We start from the raw sequence: 14,432 nt of genomic DNA, 5'->3' as shown, positions 1-14,432 counted from the left end.
CCAATCCTATAGCAAGATCCGTTTATTCTTTGACCGCGCCCACCGTCAGACCCTGTACAAAATAACGCTGGAAGAACGGATAAGCGAATATAATTGGCAACGTGGCAAGCACAACCATCGCCATTCGGGACGTATCCTGCGGAATGGACTGCATGGCTGCCAGACTCATCGAACTGTTAGCAGAGTTCTGCTGGATGAACTGGATGCTCGACTCAATCCGCATCAGCATGGATTGCAGCGGCACCAGATTGGGATTATCGATGTACAACAGCGCATTGAACCAATCATTCCAGTAACCAAGTGTACTGAACAACCCGATGGTTGCCAGTCCCGGCAAGGAGAGTGGAATTACGATTTTCATAAAGGTATAGAATTCTCCGGCACCATCAATTTTCGCCGATTCAATGACTGCATCCGGCACACTGGTGGAGTAGAATGTACGCAGGATCATGATGTAGAAGGCATTCATCGCCAGGGGCAGAATCAGTGCCCATAACGTATCTTTCAGTCCAAGCAGCTGGGATACAACCATATAGGTTGGAATCATCCCGCCGTTAAACAACATGGTCAGAATCGCAAAGATGGAGAAAAATCTCCGATATCTGAAGCTCTTGCGTGAAATCGCATACGCATATAGCGACATGAGAATCAGACTGATGATGGTACCAAGTACCGTCACCAAAATGGTAACTCCATACGCCCGCAGCAGCGTGTCCCCGCTCTGCCAGACAAACTGATATGCCGCCAGACTCCATTCTGCCGGAATCAGACGATATCCATCACGGGCCAGTGCTTTCTCGTCCGTAAACGAGATGATGACTACAAATATAAAAGGAAATACACAGATCAGAGCGAATAGACCGGCGATGATGTTCATGATTACGTTCCAGCCGCTGGATACGTGGTGGAAGTCGCGTTTTTTAACAAGCCCTGCTTGAGCCATGGTGGTTCACTCCTTTCCCTGTTCTAGAATAGGCTGCTGTCTTTATCTACTTTGCGCACAACATAGTTGGAAATAATAACGAGTACAAAGCCCACGACGGATTGATACAATCCCGCAGCTGTGCTCATGCCAATCTCACCACTCGTTTTCAAACCACGGTATACATACGTATCAATAACATTCGTAACGGAATAGAGCGTACCTGAATCCCTTGGCACCTGATAGAACAGTCCAAAGTCGGCATAGAAAATGCGGCCTACGGCCAGCAAGGTCATGATTGTAATGATGGGTGATAATAAAGGAATCGTAATATTGCGAATTTGCTGCCATTTGCTTGCCCCATCGATCATGGCTGCTTCATAGAGAGATTTATCAATCCCCAGAATGGAAGCCAGATAGACAACGCTGCTATAACCAATCGTTTTCCATAACGCTACGAATACGAGAATATACGGCCAATATTTTGCCTCGGAGTACCACTGAATCGGTTCCATCCCGAACCAGCCAATAATCTGATTCAACATCCCGCGGTCCATGCTCAAGAAGCTGAAAGCGAAGTAACCAACGATAACCCAGGATAGAAAATACGGCAGAAACATGCCAGTTTGATACAGTTTGGCGAGTCGTTTATTAACCAGTTCCGAGAGCAGGATTGCCAATGCCACAGCGAATACCAGTCCCAGGAAGATAATGGCGATGTTATAAAAGAGGGTGTTGCGTGTAATAAGCCATGCGTCACTTGTGCTGAACAGGAATTTGAAATTGTCCCAGCCTACCCATTCGCTCTTCATCAGACTTGCCCAGAACCCTTCACGGCTGAACCGATATTCCTTAAAGGCAGCCACTGTACCCACAAGAGGCAAGTAGGAGAAGAAGAAGAACCAGATGGCGCCTGGCAGCACCATGAACAGCATGACCCGGTTTCTAATCAGGTTTTTCAAAAATGTAGTCATTGTGGAGTTCCTCCTTCAGGCTTGAATGAAAAAGGACCGGACGCGATAAGCAGCCGCCCGATCCTTACGATGTACTCTTACTTGTTTTCCGCTCTCCAGGCATCCAGCTGGCTTTGGGCTTCCGCCATTACTTTCTCCAGTCCGGCTTGATTGAACTTCTCAATCACTTGATCCAGATTGGCTGCCGGGTCCAGTGTACCTGTCATCAGTGCTGCCCAATACTGCTCTTTCACGTTCTGTACCGCCGTCAGTTCGGCAGATACATTGCTTGAATCAAAGTTAAAGCTGAGGATCGGGGAATTGGTACCTTCAGCGTTAAACTTCTTGAACTCATCCCATTTGTTGTCCGGGTCATTGCTGTTCAGATAGAGCAGCATGTTATTCCCAAGGGAGTATGAAGGCATATCGTAGTTTTTCGATTCAGGCAGATTTTCCATATGCGTGTCATCCACTTTTTTGTAGTGTGTGCCCTCGATACCGGAGTCCACCATATTGCGCAGCACAGGATCTGTATTCAGCAGGTTCAGGAACTCCATCGCTTTTTCTGGATATTCCGAGTTAGCCGAGATCGCCATAATGGAACCTTGTACAGATGTATTCGTTATAATCGCTTCACTTGCAGGTGTTGAAACAACTTGATAACCGTAACTTGCAGACCATTGGTTGTCCGCGAGCGGCTGTGTCTGTGCACGATCCAGGAACCAGTTGCCCGATGTTGTCAGGTCGTTCGTGGAACCTGTTGTAGCTGCTTCTGCCGATACATAACCGGCTTTGTAATATTTGTGCATCGTCGTAAGTGCTTCTTTCATTTCAGGTGTTTCCAATATGTTCACGAGCTTATAGTCCGTTGTATCCAGCTTGATTGCCATCGGCAGATTCTGAATGACATAGTCATACGGCACGTAAGGAACATAGTTTTTATCCATGGCAAAAGGTGTTACACTTGCCTCGTTTTCCTTGATCGTTTTCAGCAAAGGCTCCAGACTGTCTAACGTACGGACACCAGAGGTGTCCAGCTTGTATTTATCAACCAGCATTTGGTTAAAGCGCCATACCTCTTGTTGAGGCAGCTCTTTGTTGGCTGGAATTCCGTAATTGTGTCCGTCTACCTTCGAACCGCTCAGGAATGCAGGATCAATGGTCTTGGTGAGATCCTGACCGTATTCAGCAAGCAGGTCATCCAGTTCAAGGAATGCACCTTTTCTGGCATTTTGTACATAATCGAATCCACCGGAAGAGGTGAACAGAATGTCCATTGGCTCACCGGAGGCTACGTTAACCTGCATCTTCTGTGGGTAGTCACCCCAGTCAACCATCTTCATCGTTACCGTGGCATTAATTTTCTCTTTGGTATACTTGCTCACTTCTTCCATCACTTTGTTGACGTCTTTCTGAGGGGTACCGATGGTATACCAGATCAACTCTACCGCGTCGTCTCCAGCTCCCCCGGATTCCGAAGCATCTTTGCTTCCTCCACAGGCACTAAGAACAAGTGTAACGGCCATTAACAATGCAAGAACGAGTGAGAAGCGTTTTCTTTGTTTACTCATTTCTTTGATCCTCCCTTTTCGTGTTCCCTTAGGCACTACTTACTAACTGCTTTAACCTTATCGAATGAAAGCATTTACAAAAAGAAGATAAACTTAAGTTTTCGAGGTACAAATTAAAGAGAAATCGTCCTTGGACGACTATTTTGTACCTATTTAAATAAATCGCTTACATGAAAGAGACATGCCGGGTAACGTACGGCATGATCTTCATGCTGCCATTCCTGTTCCCGATATGTCTCTTGGATCTCCGTCCGTACAGTTGAATCTACCGGTCACCAAATTAACCAAACACCTTGAAATCCGTCGGTGAAATTCCCACATATTTGCGGAACTGTTTATAGAAATACCCTGTCTCCCAATACCCCACATTTCGGGCGATCTCATGTACCTTCAGATTGGTATTCCGCAGCTGTTCCTTCGCACGTTCAATCCGGTATTTATTGATGTATTCGGCAAACGTTTCTCCAGTCTCCTTATGAAACAACTGTCCCAAATACACCGGATGCAGATGATAGTGGGCACCCAGCAGCTTCAGGGAAAGTTCTTCTGCGTAGTGTTTGTCGATATGCTGAAGGACTTGGTTCACAATTGGATTCTTCATATCCTGCAATAGGGATTGAATCGTCTGCGCCGCAACTTGCTGAAGCGCCCGCACGAGTTCATCAAAAGTGCCACTGTCCAGCACAAGTTGAAGCCCTTGTTGGTATATGGCAGACTCATCCGAGTGTTTGATGCTCTCCAGTTCCATTTTGAAGCGAATCACCACTTCCAATGCGGTATTCTGTAACTCCCCAGGCGTAAGTCCATTGCGATGCTGTTCAAAATCCATACGAATCCGCTCCGCAAGTTGTTCTGTATTCCGGGACAGAATCAGTTTCGTGTAATCCCTCCAGTCAATGAAGAAGGACGCTGCCGAGTTGCCGCAACGATCCAGGATGGCATGGTCGATGACTTTCAGATCGGGATAGATCATCACGTATTGGAGCGCCTTTTTTGCCTCTTCATAACTGGCCGGCGCATGGTATATCCCCTTCATCAACCTGCCCGCCCCAATACGTACCGCAGGATGTGTTACTGAGATGGCATCGGATAAAGCCCGAAGACCATCCATTAACTTCTGTTCCTCATCCTCGTTACCCTCGACATTGGCAACAATGACGAGATCACCATCGATGTCATGAAAGACATTCAGATGGGACTTGTCCTTCAGCATCTCCTCCACACGTTCAAACATGCCGAATGTTTGCCCTTTGTCTTTGTCACGCAATATAGCGACAGCCACATCCGAGGCTTCTAGAGAAAGGTTCATAAACCGGGCACGTTCCTCAAATTCGGTAGCTGCAATCTGTCCCGTAAGCCATCGATGAAGAATGTTATCTTTCAGAATCTGAATGCCATACGCATCATCGGTTTGAGGTGTCACTGTATGATCCAGCTTGGACGCTGTATTCCTAAGCGTGGATTCCAATTCCTCCACATTAATCGGTTTGAGCAAATAGTTTTCGATCCCCAGCTGCATGCCTTCCTTCAGATATTCGAACTCATTGAAACCACTCAGGATAATGACTTTCATCTCAGGTTGCACTCGCCTTGCTTCCCGAATCAGGTCAAGACCATTCATGAGTGGCATGGATATATCCGTGATCAGGATGTCCACAGGCTGAGAGGAGAGCGCTTGTAACGCTGCCTGCCCATTACCTGCATGGCTCACAATTTCCATACCAAATGAAGACCAATCCACAATATCGTATAACCCTTCAATGATGAACGGCTCATCGTCTACAATAAACACCTTGTACATGTTAAACTCCCGTCCCTTCTGTATGTGGATAACGCACCCTGATCCGTGTTCCCTCACCGAGGGTGCTCTCTATGGTGATACCGAACTCTGGCCCATACAGAAAGCGCAATCGACTATGAACACTGCGCAGTCCGAACATCTGACCCGACTCTTCTGGACGTTCCAGTTCTTCAAGGATTTCCGTCAGGCGTGCAGGATCAATGCCTTTGCCATTATCTTTGATCTCCACCTGCATCACATTATCCGTCTCTTCCACAACAATCGATAATCGGTTATCCGAACGTTCCGTCTGAATGCCGTGCACGACATAATTTTCAATAATGGGTTGCAGCGAAAGTTTCACCACAGGGTGTTGATAATAAGCAGCATCGATCTGGATCGTATATATGAAAATATCCTTGTAGCGGATTCGGAATAACTCCAGATACAAGCGGCAAGCTTCCATCTCATCCTTCAGCGTGTAATTCTTCTTCTGCTGTACCAGGCTCTTGAACAATACGGATAGGCTATAGATCATCTCGCCGACATCTCTCGCTCCCTGGGATATGGCCCTCATTCGAATCACTTCAAGCGTATTGTAGAGAAAGTGAGGATTGATACGCGCCTGTAACGCGACCAGTTCGGTCTCCTTCTGTTTGATCTCGGCTTTGTAGACGCGTTCAATGTACAGATTCAGCTCATCCAGCATGTCATTGAAGCTATGCGAGATCTGCCCCAGTTCATCATCACGCGCATCGTCGATGCGAGCCGTCAGGTTGCCGTATTTTACTTTTTGGGTAAAGCGAATGATTCGACGGGTTCGTTTGGCAAAGTTAATAATGAAAAACGCCGGAACCAACACGGCAAACAGAATACACACGATACTGATGGAGATGATGGTATTGCGAATCCCCGCATAGGTCTCAGCCATCTCTTCCACCGGAACAGTACCTATAACCACATAACCCTGATCCGCGGAGACAAACTTGTTCACATACATGTTCTGCTCCTTTTTCATCGAATCCATATCCGTCTGATCAAACAGGGAATCGGCCACATTCACGTAAGGGTACTTTTTCCCGTAATACTGATTGTTGGAGTCGAACAGGACTGTTCCTCTGGCCGATAACACCACGATTTCTCCCTTCAGGTTACTCTCGTAGTTATCCAGTGCATTCCCGATTCCCTCCGAGTCAAAAAACACCAGAAACTGCCCCAGATTACGAAGCGTCTGTGTATTATTAATCGGTACGCGGATGGAATAGAGCGCAGGGTCCCATTGATTGATCTCTTTGCGAATCCAGTAATTGGGTGCACTGATATTGGGCGTTTCCATCGCCATCACGTCCGGTATATAGGAATGAGCTACATTGGTGTCCAGCTTGCGGAACTGCTTGTGTTGATTAAAGGCAGACAGATCCTGCTGCTCAGCGCTATACAACATGAGTTGGTTAATCTGCGAATTACGATCCATAATGTTCTGAAAATGTTTCAACACATCGGCCGAATAGTCGTCCTGATTGGCGTAATATCCATTCGTCATGTGCTGCACATATTCAGCGTAGGAGTGGTTCATCAGATACGTAATGTTGGCGGAGAGTGCCTCATTCTGATGCATGTCCCTCACCATGTTTTGCACCGATTCATACTGCTGATGAATATAACGATCCACATGTTCCATCGCTGCTTTCTGGATCGCCAGTTCCCGGCGAATCGTGGAGTCGGACACCGTTAGAAAGATGATATAAGACAATGTAATGATCGTGACAATCGATATCATCGAGAAGGTCAGGAGCATTTTCATAAACATATTATTTTTGAAGAAATTATTGTAAACGCTAACAATTTTCAAGTCGCATGTTCCCTCCGATGCTGTTTTCCTGACTATATAAGTTGAACTAAAGATATTTACACTGACACTACGATGACAGAATAACCTTCCAATCGCTGTTATCCCCAGATTTTTTGATTCCTTTTTTCCAAGGGAAAATCCGGTGATAAAGGCGAAGCTTATGCTTCCGAAGTAGCTTTCTTGCAGAAAGCTTTTAGCTTCGCTTTTTCAGGTTTCTTCTGTCCTCTCCGTTATCGTGTAAAAAATTAGTTTAACTTATATAGAATTATATCACCCGGCTTCTGACATTAACTTGTCACCTGTAACTTTTCTTTAGTTTGTACTCGCGTTTCTTTAATTTCACCCTATTTAAAAACGCTTTCATCCACTATCGTTAACCATAAGTTTAGCTTTGTGTAAAAGAATGCCAACCATTCATTCCACTTGAAGGAGGAACATCATGACACGCAAACTCAAACCGAAAGGCATCATTCCCAAGGTCACTGCCATGGTACTGACTACGGCATTGCTTGGACAAGTTGTTGCATCATCCGTTTATGCAGGAGACACGCTCCCTTACACAGGTGAAAGCGCCAAAGGGGTGAATCAGCCCTATCAGCACGGGTATACCTCAGCCCAGATTCTGAACTGGACACCTGAAAGTGACATCCATGGTGATCTGCTTCGTGCCCATGTCCCCTTGCAGCCCCGTAATGAACCGTTCGCTGCCACGCAAGCTTATCCTGAGCTTAGTCCAGACACCCAGCTATTTACGATGAGTGGCGATTACGGCAATGCATTCTTCGATAGCACACCTTATACCAATGAATTCAGCCAATATCTCTTTAATTATTGGCAGTATACAGACTACTACAGCTATTGGCATGGCATGGCTTCTGCCGGAGTGCCGGAGGAATTATACGATCCCAGTAAGGAGTGGACGGAGAAATACTTCGAGTTTGGCATTTTGAATATCCCGAATCCGGCCTATACCAACGCAGCTCACAAAAATGGCGTCAAATCCATTGCCAACATCTTTTTCTCGGACAATGACCGTGGGCCACAAACCTATAAACAAATGCTGATTCAGGATGAAAACGGCAATTTCCCTGTAGCCGAGAAACTTGCCGAGATGGCAGAATACTACAACTACGATGGATACTTCTTCAATCAGGAAGAGGTTGCCCGGGGTGTAGCCCCTGAGGATATCGCTTCCTACAAGAAATTCATGAAATATCTAAGAGATAAAGGCCTGTACGTTCAGTGGTATGATTCCACCATCAATACAACAGGCAAGATTCAATACCAAAACCAATTTAACGGCCTTAATAGCCCCTTTGTAGAGGATTCCGTTCTCGGCAGAGTCTCGGATTCCATCTTCCTGAACTACGTATGGAACCACAAGATGCTACGCGATTCCCGCGACCATGCCCTCAGTCTGGGACTTGATCCACTGGAAACCGTATTTGCAGGTGTTGAAGGTGGTCATGACAGATTCGGCCGCTGGAAGCAATCCTACGACCTGCGCCACAATCTGGATGAGAACGGTCAGCCCATGAATAGTATCGCGACGCTGGGTGCAGATTTCACCCACAATGCCCTGGATGAAGAGATGGGCGATGGGAGTACGAATCATCGTGCGGAGGATCAGTATCAATGGATGACCTTTGTGCGCGATCGTGCTTGGTGGTCTGGTCCAAATCAGGACCCTACGGATGCGCGTCGTAACGCTTCTGCCAATCTGTCGGATGTGTATGCTTCCGGCGCAAACTGGGATGGGATTGCTGCATATCTTACCGAGCGATCCGTCATCAATGGCTCGAATTTTGCGACAAGCTTCAATACAGGTCACGGTCTGAAATATTATGAAGACGGCGCTGTCTCGAACGACAAGGAATGGTCCAATATCAACATTCAGGATATCCCCGTCACTTGGCAATGGTGGATGGATAGCGAAGGCGACAAACTGAGTGTCGATTTTGATTATGGCCCATCTTATGAGAAAGGCGCAAGGTACAACTACGATTCCATTGGCGCATTCCAGGGCGGCAGCTCTCTTGTGGTGAACGGTACATTGAACGCGGAGAACTTCCTGCGCTTGTACAAGACCGACCTGTCCGTCAACGGACAATCCAAATTGGAACTGACGTATAACAAACCATCCATCAGCGATGCTTCCTCCCTGCATGTTGGGTTAGTCTTTGAAGATGATCCATCTAACGTGGTCAACGTAGAAGTGCCTCAGTCAGGTCAGCATACGGAAGGCTGGAAGACAGCTACACTGGATTTGAGTGCCTATCAAGGCAAGACCATTGCTGCCATGGGATTGTCCTTTGACCCGAATGGTGCAGCAATTGAGAACTATCAAATGAATATTGGTGAGATCCGCATGTTCGACGGTTCAGCGGCTGTGCCGGATGCACCGACCGGATTCCATATTGCCAAAGCACTGACCAACACCAATGAACTGGTTGTCGCATGGGACATGAAGGACTATTCAGAGGTCAAACAATACAATTTGTATGAAAATGGTGCCTATGTTGGCGGCGTGTATGATTCCACTTTTTATATTAAATCGCTAAAACAGCCTTCTGGAGAACTGTCCATACGTGCTGTTGGTGCAGATGGTACCGAAAGTGAAGCAACCGTCCTGCCTTATGATCTGAATGCAGCCGTTCAGAATATTGATGTGAAATTCAAAAAGAATGGCGATGCCATTGTAAGCTGGGACCACCCGAAGAAAGCAAAAGATACAGGGAAAGACAAAGATAAGAATACGGATAAGGATAAGGATAAAGACAAGGGTAAAGGCAATGAGTCTATCCAACTCACACTAGAAACCGAATACACCAATAAACCCTTCACCAAGTCGCTTCAGGTCAAAAAAGGAAAATCATCTGCCGTTCTGACCGAACTTCCAACCAACGGTGAACATTATGTACTGAATATCGCCATTGGCGGGCAGAATCCGGTTACCCATACCGGACAGCTCGCAGATCTTCAGATTACACCATACGCCAAGGATAAGGTCACGGTAAAAGATGGGAAGTACACGCTTGCCCTGCCGGATCTGGAGGACTGGTACAAGATCTATGTATATGAAAATGGGGTAGCACGCGAGTTCGGCGTCACTTACGTTTCGCAGAAATTCCCGTATATCATTCGGGGAAGAACAAAGCTGAGTGAACTGACCTTCACACCAGCGTCCAGCAGCTCTTTGAAGCTAGTTATTGAGGATTATGCGGGCAATCAAGCCACTACGATTTTGAGATAAATATAATTTTCGTGTATTCCAGTATGCTGGTTGAAATACGTACAGCCCTTCACTTCCCAAAGGAAGTTGAAGGGCTGTTTGTTCCTATAGGAACGCATCCACCTGCTGAACATTCAGTGCTTTTTGAACTAACGTATTTCTTTGATTACACCCCGTTGGATAACATTGAGGATAGATACTTCCGCAACTGCTTTTTGTCTATTTTATCCACAGCTGTTCTGGGCAAACTATCCACAATGAACAGTTGAGTCGGCCATTTGTACGGAGCAAGATATGGCTCACAAAACGCTCTCATCCGTGTCAGATCCAGACTATCACCGTTCCGTAACACTATGAAAGCAACGAGTTCCTCTCCTTCGTCAGGAAGAGGAAGTCCGATTACGGCCGCCTCGCTTACTGCCTCATGAGTCATAATGACATGCTCCACTTCGGCACAGAACACATTGGAACCGCCCACAATGACCATATCCTTCAAGCGATCAAACACATACAGGTAACCTTCTTCATCCAGGCAACCGACATCCCCAGTTCGAATCCAACCATCGGGCATGGTCTCGGCAGAAGCCTCCAATTGACGCCAATACCCCATCATGATCTGTGCACCTCGAACAACGATTTCTCCAGCCTCACCCGTCATTGTCTCACTTCCGTCCGTATCTAATATCCGAACTTCGAAGGCCTGCTCACCCTGAACAGCCAGGTCGGCTGGACGACCTACGGATCGAAGGCGATGAGAATTCCCCATATGCTGAGCAGGAAAAAGACGGCTTATGGACATCCCGCATTCTGCTTGTGAGTAGTTATTCACAATAGTAGCATCAGGAAATTGCGATACAACCTCCTGTAGTGTATCCGGGGAAATAATGGACCCTCCGCAGCCAATAAGCGTTAGGCTCTTCAAGTTTCTCACTCCTACGGATGCCTCGCGGGTAAAATCCCGAAGCAGTTGGCCTACTGTACTGAGTTGCGTAATCTGATCACGTTCCATAATGCGGTGTACATCCGCCGGGTATTCATCTAGGAATACAAGACAGCCCCCAGCAGCCATGGTCGCCCACAACTGGAACTGACCCACCAGATGGGATAAGTTAAGCACCAACACACGACGACTGAGATCATGACCGAAGCCTGCAGAAGGCGTAAGTTGATTCCAAGCAGCCATACCACGATGCGAATGCATGACCCCTTTGGGTCGGCCGGTTGTCCCACCCGTATAAATCAGGACTGCCGTATCGTCTACACTTGGTTTGAATTGGTCTTGTGGAGAGAACGCAGGTTCATGCTGCAAAAGAGCAGCGAGCGAACTGTTATTCGTCCCTTCTTCGTCTGTCGTGAACAGTTTTGGACAATACCCAAGAAGCTTTACCGTGGCGATCGCTGCGTTAGCATGTTGGTCATCATGTATAATCATATGTGGTTCTGCATCCTGTAATATGGCAGCGAGTTCAGGCACTGTTAGCATAGGAGACGGTACGAGCGGTATAGCACCGATCCCAACTGCTGCATAAAAGCAACAACGAGCCGGGGATCTGGATCACCTAAAAGGGCAAAGCGATCACCAGCCCGGAGTCCTTCAACATATAGAGCATAGCTCAGTCTTTCAACTTGACCGTTAAGCTCCCCATAACTCATCGTTTGCCCATGTCGCATTAACGCAGGTTGCTCAGGGTACAGACTTGCTGCAATTGGCAATCGTTCGGATAGAAGCAAGCAATTACCCCCAACATTTATATTTCCATTTACCCGTTAAGAAAACTATGGAATAAAAAGAGAGTAGCATATATCTGGAATAATAAGTAATCACTATCCCCTATTAAAATCATAAATTCTTCTGATATTACATTTCTATCAACCCTGGTTAAGTACGGAACGAAGGCGTACCCCAAGTACCCGAAGAAGAACTTTGGCTCGTGCTCTCTAGTTTGTGTCCTCCCATAGTTGGACGGAAAAAGTATCTTTATATACTAAAAGTGAGAACTTTACATCAAAAGTAATCTTCAACTTGTTTAACTCTTTTCCAATATACTTAACAAAAGTTCATAACGTCTCTTTAACCATTGAAATGACCTACTTATGATGTTTGTAATTATACGTGTATGAGTGATCCGTAGGACGTCCAAATTTTAAAAAAAATAATCCCAACCTTTATTTCGCCTGGCACACTATATAATTGTCAGGAATTACAGATGCAACTATGGAGGAAACAATGGATTCAATCAGTAAAAACGGAAAAGAAGCCGCAGAAGCGATTCGGAGCTATGTGAAACCGATTTTCGGTTTTGCGTTAAACCGGGTCAAGCACCGGGCCGAAGCGGAAGATCTGGCTCAGGAGATTATGCTGCAGTTGTTGAAATCCTTCTCTGGGGTGCGGGACATTAGAACCCTTGACGCTTACGTCTGGACGGTTGCTCGATACACTTGGGTGAATTGGTTGAAAAAGCGTGCGCATGCTCCCCAAGTGTTCGAAATCAACGGTATGTCTGAACTGTCTGCCGCCCCTTCTCGGGAGCCGCTTGACCGGCTGCTGGCAACCGAAGCTTCACGCGAGCTGCGCCGAGAAGTCGCGTTTCTGTCAGACATCCATCGCCGAATCGTGGTGATGCACTACTACGACGAGCTTAAAATCGGCGATATCGCGATTGCTCTGGACATTCCTGTAGGCACGGTAAAGTGGCATTTGAGCGAGGCTAAAAAGAAGTTACGGAAAGGGATGAAACGTATGCGTGCAACAGGAACTTTAAGTGTCAATCCGGTCAGCATGGGGGAAATGGGTCATTCCGGTTCGGCCGGCAAAATGGGCGAAACCAACGATTTTCTTGGGCGCGCCTTGGCGCAAAATATCGTTTACGCGGCTTATCACAAGGCGCGTACCGTACATCAAATCGCGGAGGAGCTCGGAATGCCGCCATCTTTGCTGGAAGGCGAAGTCCAGCACCTGGCCGATTACAATTTTCTCATCCAAACCTCCCCCGGCAAATATCAAAGCAATACCATCGTCTGGGACCTCTTCGAGTTGGCCGTAGCCGGCCATCGATTCTGGCAAGATTGCGCCGCCGAAGTAGCCGATGTTCATTTCGACGCGTTAATGGAAGTTCGCCGGCAAGTCGAGGATAGCGGAGTGTACGTTCCAGACGGCGACTATAACTTCCTGCTCTGGACCTTGCTGCCCAAGAACATCGAAGAGCAATCTTGGCGGAGCATGCCGGCTGGCGAAAACTTCGATGCGGTCGCACCAATACGAAAGGACGGAGGTCAATATATTGCCTATGCGGCGTTAGATCGGAGCCACTATGCCGATCCGGGTTTTGATATGAGTAGTTACGTCACCTTCGGTCCGTCGCTTCGCTACGTCGAAGACTCTCCTTTATACTTGTGGCAATTCAATACGTACTGGAGCGACCGCCAGATGGATTGGCGTTTCCTGGAATATCGGAATGTCGAGATTTGTCACGCGTTCCAACAAAGGGAACTGCCCGACAACGAAGAGAACGCTGAGCAATATTCGTTCCTGCTGGAGAAGGGGTACATCCGCAAGACGAAGGAGGGGTACAAGTTCAATGCGGTTTGGATGGACTCCCCGCAAACGTTGGATCGGTTGAACAAGGCAATGCCGGATTTGTCCGCTCTGTATGCGCCTGCTGTCGGCAAGCTCTACGACAAAATGCTCAACCTGTTCCTGCAAAATCAGCCGAAGCATCTGGAGCCGCAGCTTGCTTACATGGTGAGAGGCAACACCGGCGGAGGCCGGCTTGTCGCTTATATTTTGAAGCATTTGATCGATAACGGGAAGCTGAAACCGCCGTTGCCGCATCAGCAGAAGACGATTTCAACCTGGATGGGACCGGTCAAGTAAGTCGGTTCGGAGGTGTATACGAAGAATAGTCGTTCCCGGGCAGTGGCCATTTTTTACACAAAACTCTGTCTGTCCAACGAAGTGATTAAGACATCTCTATTTCACAAGGCCCCCTCCTGAACGTATGGAAACGATTAAAAACTACCCATGACGCATGTTCGTCATGGGTAGTTTTTAATCGCAATCGTATCTGCCAGAGTTCTCCTCTACCTTACGATTTTTTATCTTTCTTGTTGTCATTGAGCTAA

The 14,432-nt window shown here is 47.1% G+C and carries 8 protein-coding genes and 1 pseudogene; 2 read left to right on the top strand and 7 right to left on the bottom strand.

The window, feature by feature from the left end; translation table 11 throughout:
• Positions 1-22 precede the first annotated feature (22 nt).
• The 5 genes from ACX9NY_RS29310 to ACX9NY_RS29290 form a co-directional block, all read right to left on the bottom strand.
• Positions 23-943 carry a carbohydrate ABC transporter permease gene (locus ACX9NY_RS29310; RefSeq protein ID WP_062837930.1) on the bottom strand — a complete coding sequence of 307 codons (921 nt, stop codon included), beginning with the start codon at positions 941-943 and terminating at the stop codon, positions 23-25.
• 23 nt (positions 944-966) lie between these two features.
• The gene (locus ACX9NY_RS29305; RefSeq protein WP_339237455.1) at positions 967-1,896 is read right to left on the bottom strand and encodes an ABC transporter permease; all 930 of its coding nucleotides are present in this window, start codon (positions 1,894-1,896) and stop codon (positions 967-969) included.
• 77 nt (positions 1,897-1,973) lie between these two features.
• A complete protein-coding gene (locus ACX9NY_RS29300; RefSeq protein ID WP_124117530.1) occupies positions 1,974-3,446 on the bottom strand; it encodes an ABC transporter substrate-binding protein in 1,473 nt (490 codons plus the stop codon).
• 280 nt (positions 3,447-3,726) lie between these two features.
• Positions 3,727-5,247 (bottom strand): response regulator transcription factor, encoded by a 1,521-nt coding sequence (locus tag ACX9NY_RS29295; RefSeq protein WP_339257208.1) that lies wholly within the window; start codon positions 5,245-5,247, stop codon positions 3,727-3,729.
• A gap of 1 nt (position 5,248) precedes the next feature.
• Positions 5,249-7,078, bottom strand: coding sequence for a sensor histidine kinase (locus ACX9NY_RS29290; RefSeq protein ID WP_472476503.1), 1,830 nt, complete (start codon positions 7,076-7,078; stop codon positions 5,249-5,251).
• 439 nt (positions 7,079-7,517) lie between these two features.
• Between ACX9NY_RS29290 and ACX9NY_RS29285 the strand changes: the two genes are divergently transcribed.
• Positions 7,518-10,331: an endo-beta-N-acetylglucosaminidase gene (locus ACX9NY_RS29285; RefSeq protein WP_472476501.1), complete on the top strand. Its 2,814-nt coding sequence runs from the start codon at positions 7,518-7,520 to the stop codon at positions 10,329-10,331.
• Positions 10,332-10,476: 145 nt separating this feature from the next.
• Here the strand turns inward: ACX9NY_RS29285 and ACX9NY_RS29280 are convergent, their stop codons facing one another.
• Both ACX9NY_RS29280 and ACX9NY_RS29275 read right to left on the bottom strand, forming a co-directional pair.
• A complete protein-coding gene (locus ACX9NY_RS29280; RefSeq protein ID WP_472479441.1) occupies positions 10,477-10,797 on the bottom strand; it encodes an AMP-binding enzyme in 321 nt (106 codons plus the stop codon).
• 171 nt (positions 10,798-10,968) lie between these two features.
• Positions 10,969-11,963 (bottom strand): annotated as a pseudogene (locus tag ACX9NY_RS29275) (AMP-binding protein); the annotation flags it as partial.
• Between the two features lie 574 nt (positions 11,964-12,537).
• Between ACX9NY_RS29275 and ACX9NY_RS29270 the strand changes: the two are divergent.
• The gene (locus ACX9NY_RS29270; RefSeq protein WP_472476498.1) at positions 12,538-14,184 is read left to right on the top strand and encodes an RNA polymerase sigma factor; all 1,647 of its coding nucleotides are present in this window, start codon (positions 12,538-12,540) and stop codon (positions 14,182-14,184) included.
• The last annotated feature ends 248 nt before the right edge of the window (positions 14,185-14,432 follow it).

The organism is Paenibacillus sp. CB74, from assembly GCF_055687625.1.
Note: the sequence above shows the minus strand (reverse complement) of the source record. Positions and strands in the feature narration are given on the sequence as shown.

Excerpts from the sequence above, each read along its gene's own strand:
- ACX9NY_RS29280 (WP_472479441.1), bottom strand. The coding sequence starts at position 10,797 with ATGGTCATTGTGGGCGGTTCCAATGTGTTCTGTGCCGAAGTGGAGCAT.
- ACX9NY_RS29300 (WP_124117530.1), bottom strand. The coding sequence starts at position 3,446 with ATGAGTAAACAAAGAAAACGCTTCTCACTCGTTCTTGCATTGTTAATG.
- ACX9NY_RS29295 (WP_339257208.1), bottom strand. The coding sequence starts at position 5,247 with ATGTACAAGGTGTTTATTGTAGACGATGAGCCGTTCATCATTGAAGGG.
- ACX9NY_RS29270 (WP_472476498.1), top strand. The coding sequence starts at position 12,538 with ATGGATTCAATCAGTAAAAACGGAAAAGAAGCCGCAGAAGCGATTCGG.
- ACX9NY_RS29285 (WP_472476501.1), top strand. The coding sequence starts at position 7,518 with ATGACACGCAAACTCAAACCGAAAGGCATCATTCCCAAGGTCACTGCC.
- ACX9NY_RS29310 (WP_062837930.1), bottom strand. The coding sequence starts at position 943 with ATGGCTCAAGCAGGGCTTGTTAAAAAACGCGACTTCCACCACGTATCC.
- ACX9NY_RS29305 (WP_339237455.1), bottom strand. The coding sequence starts at position 1,896 with ATGACTACATTTTTGAAAAACCTGATTAGAAACCGGGTCATGCTGTTC.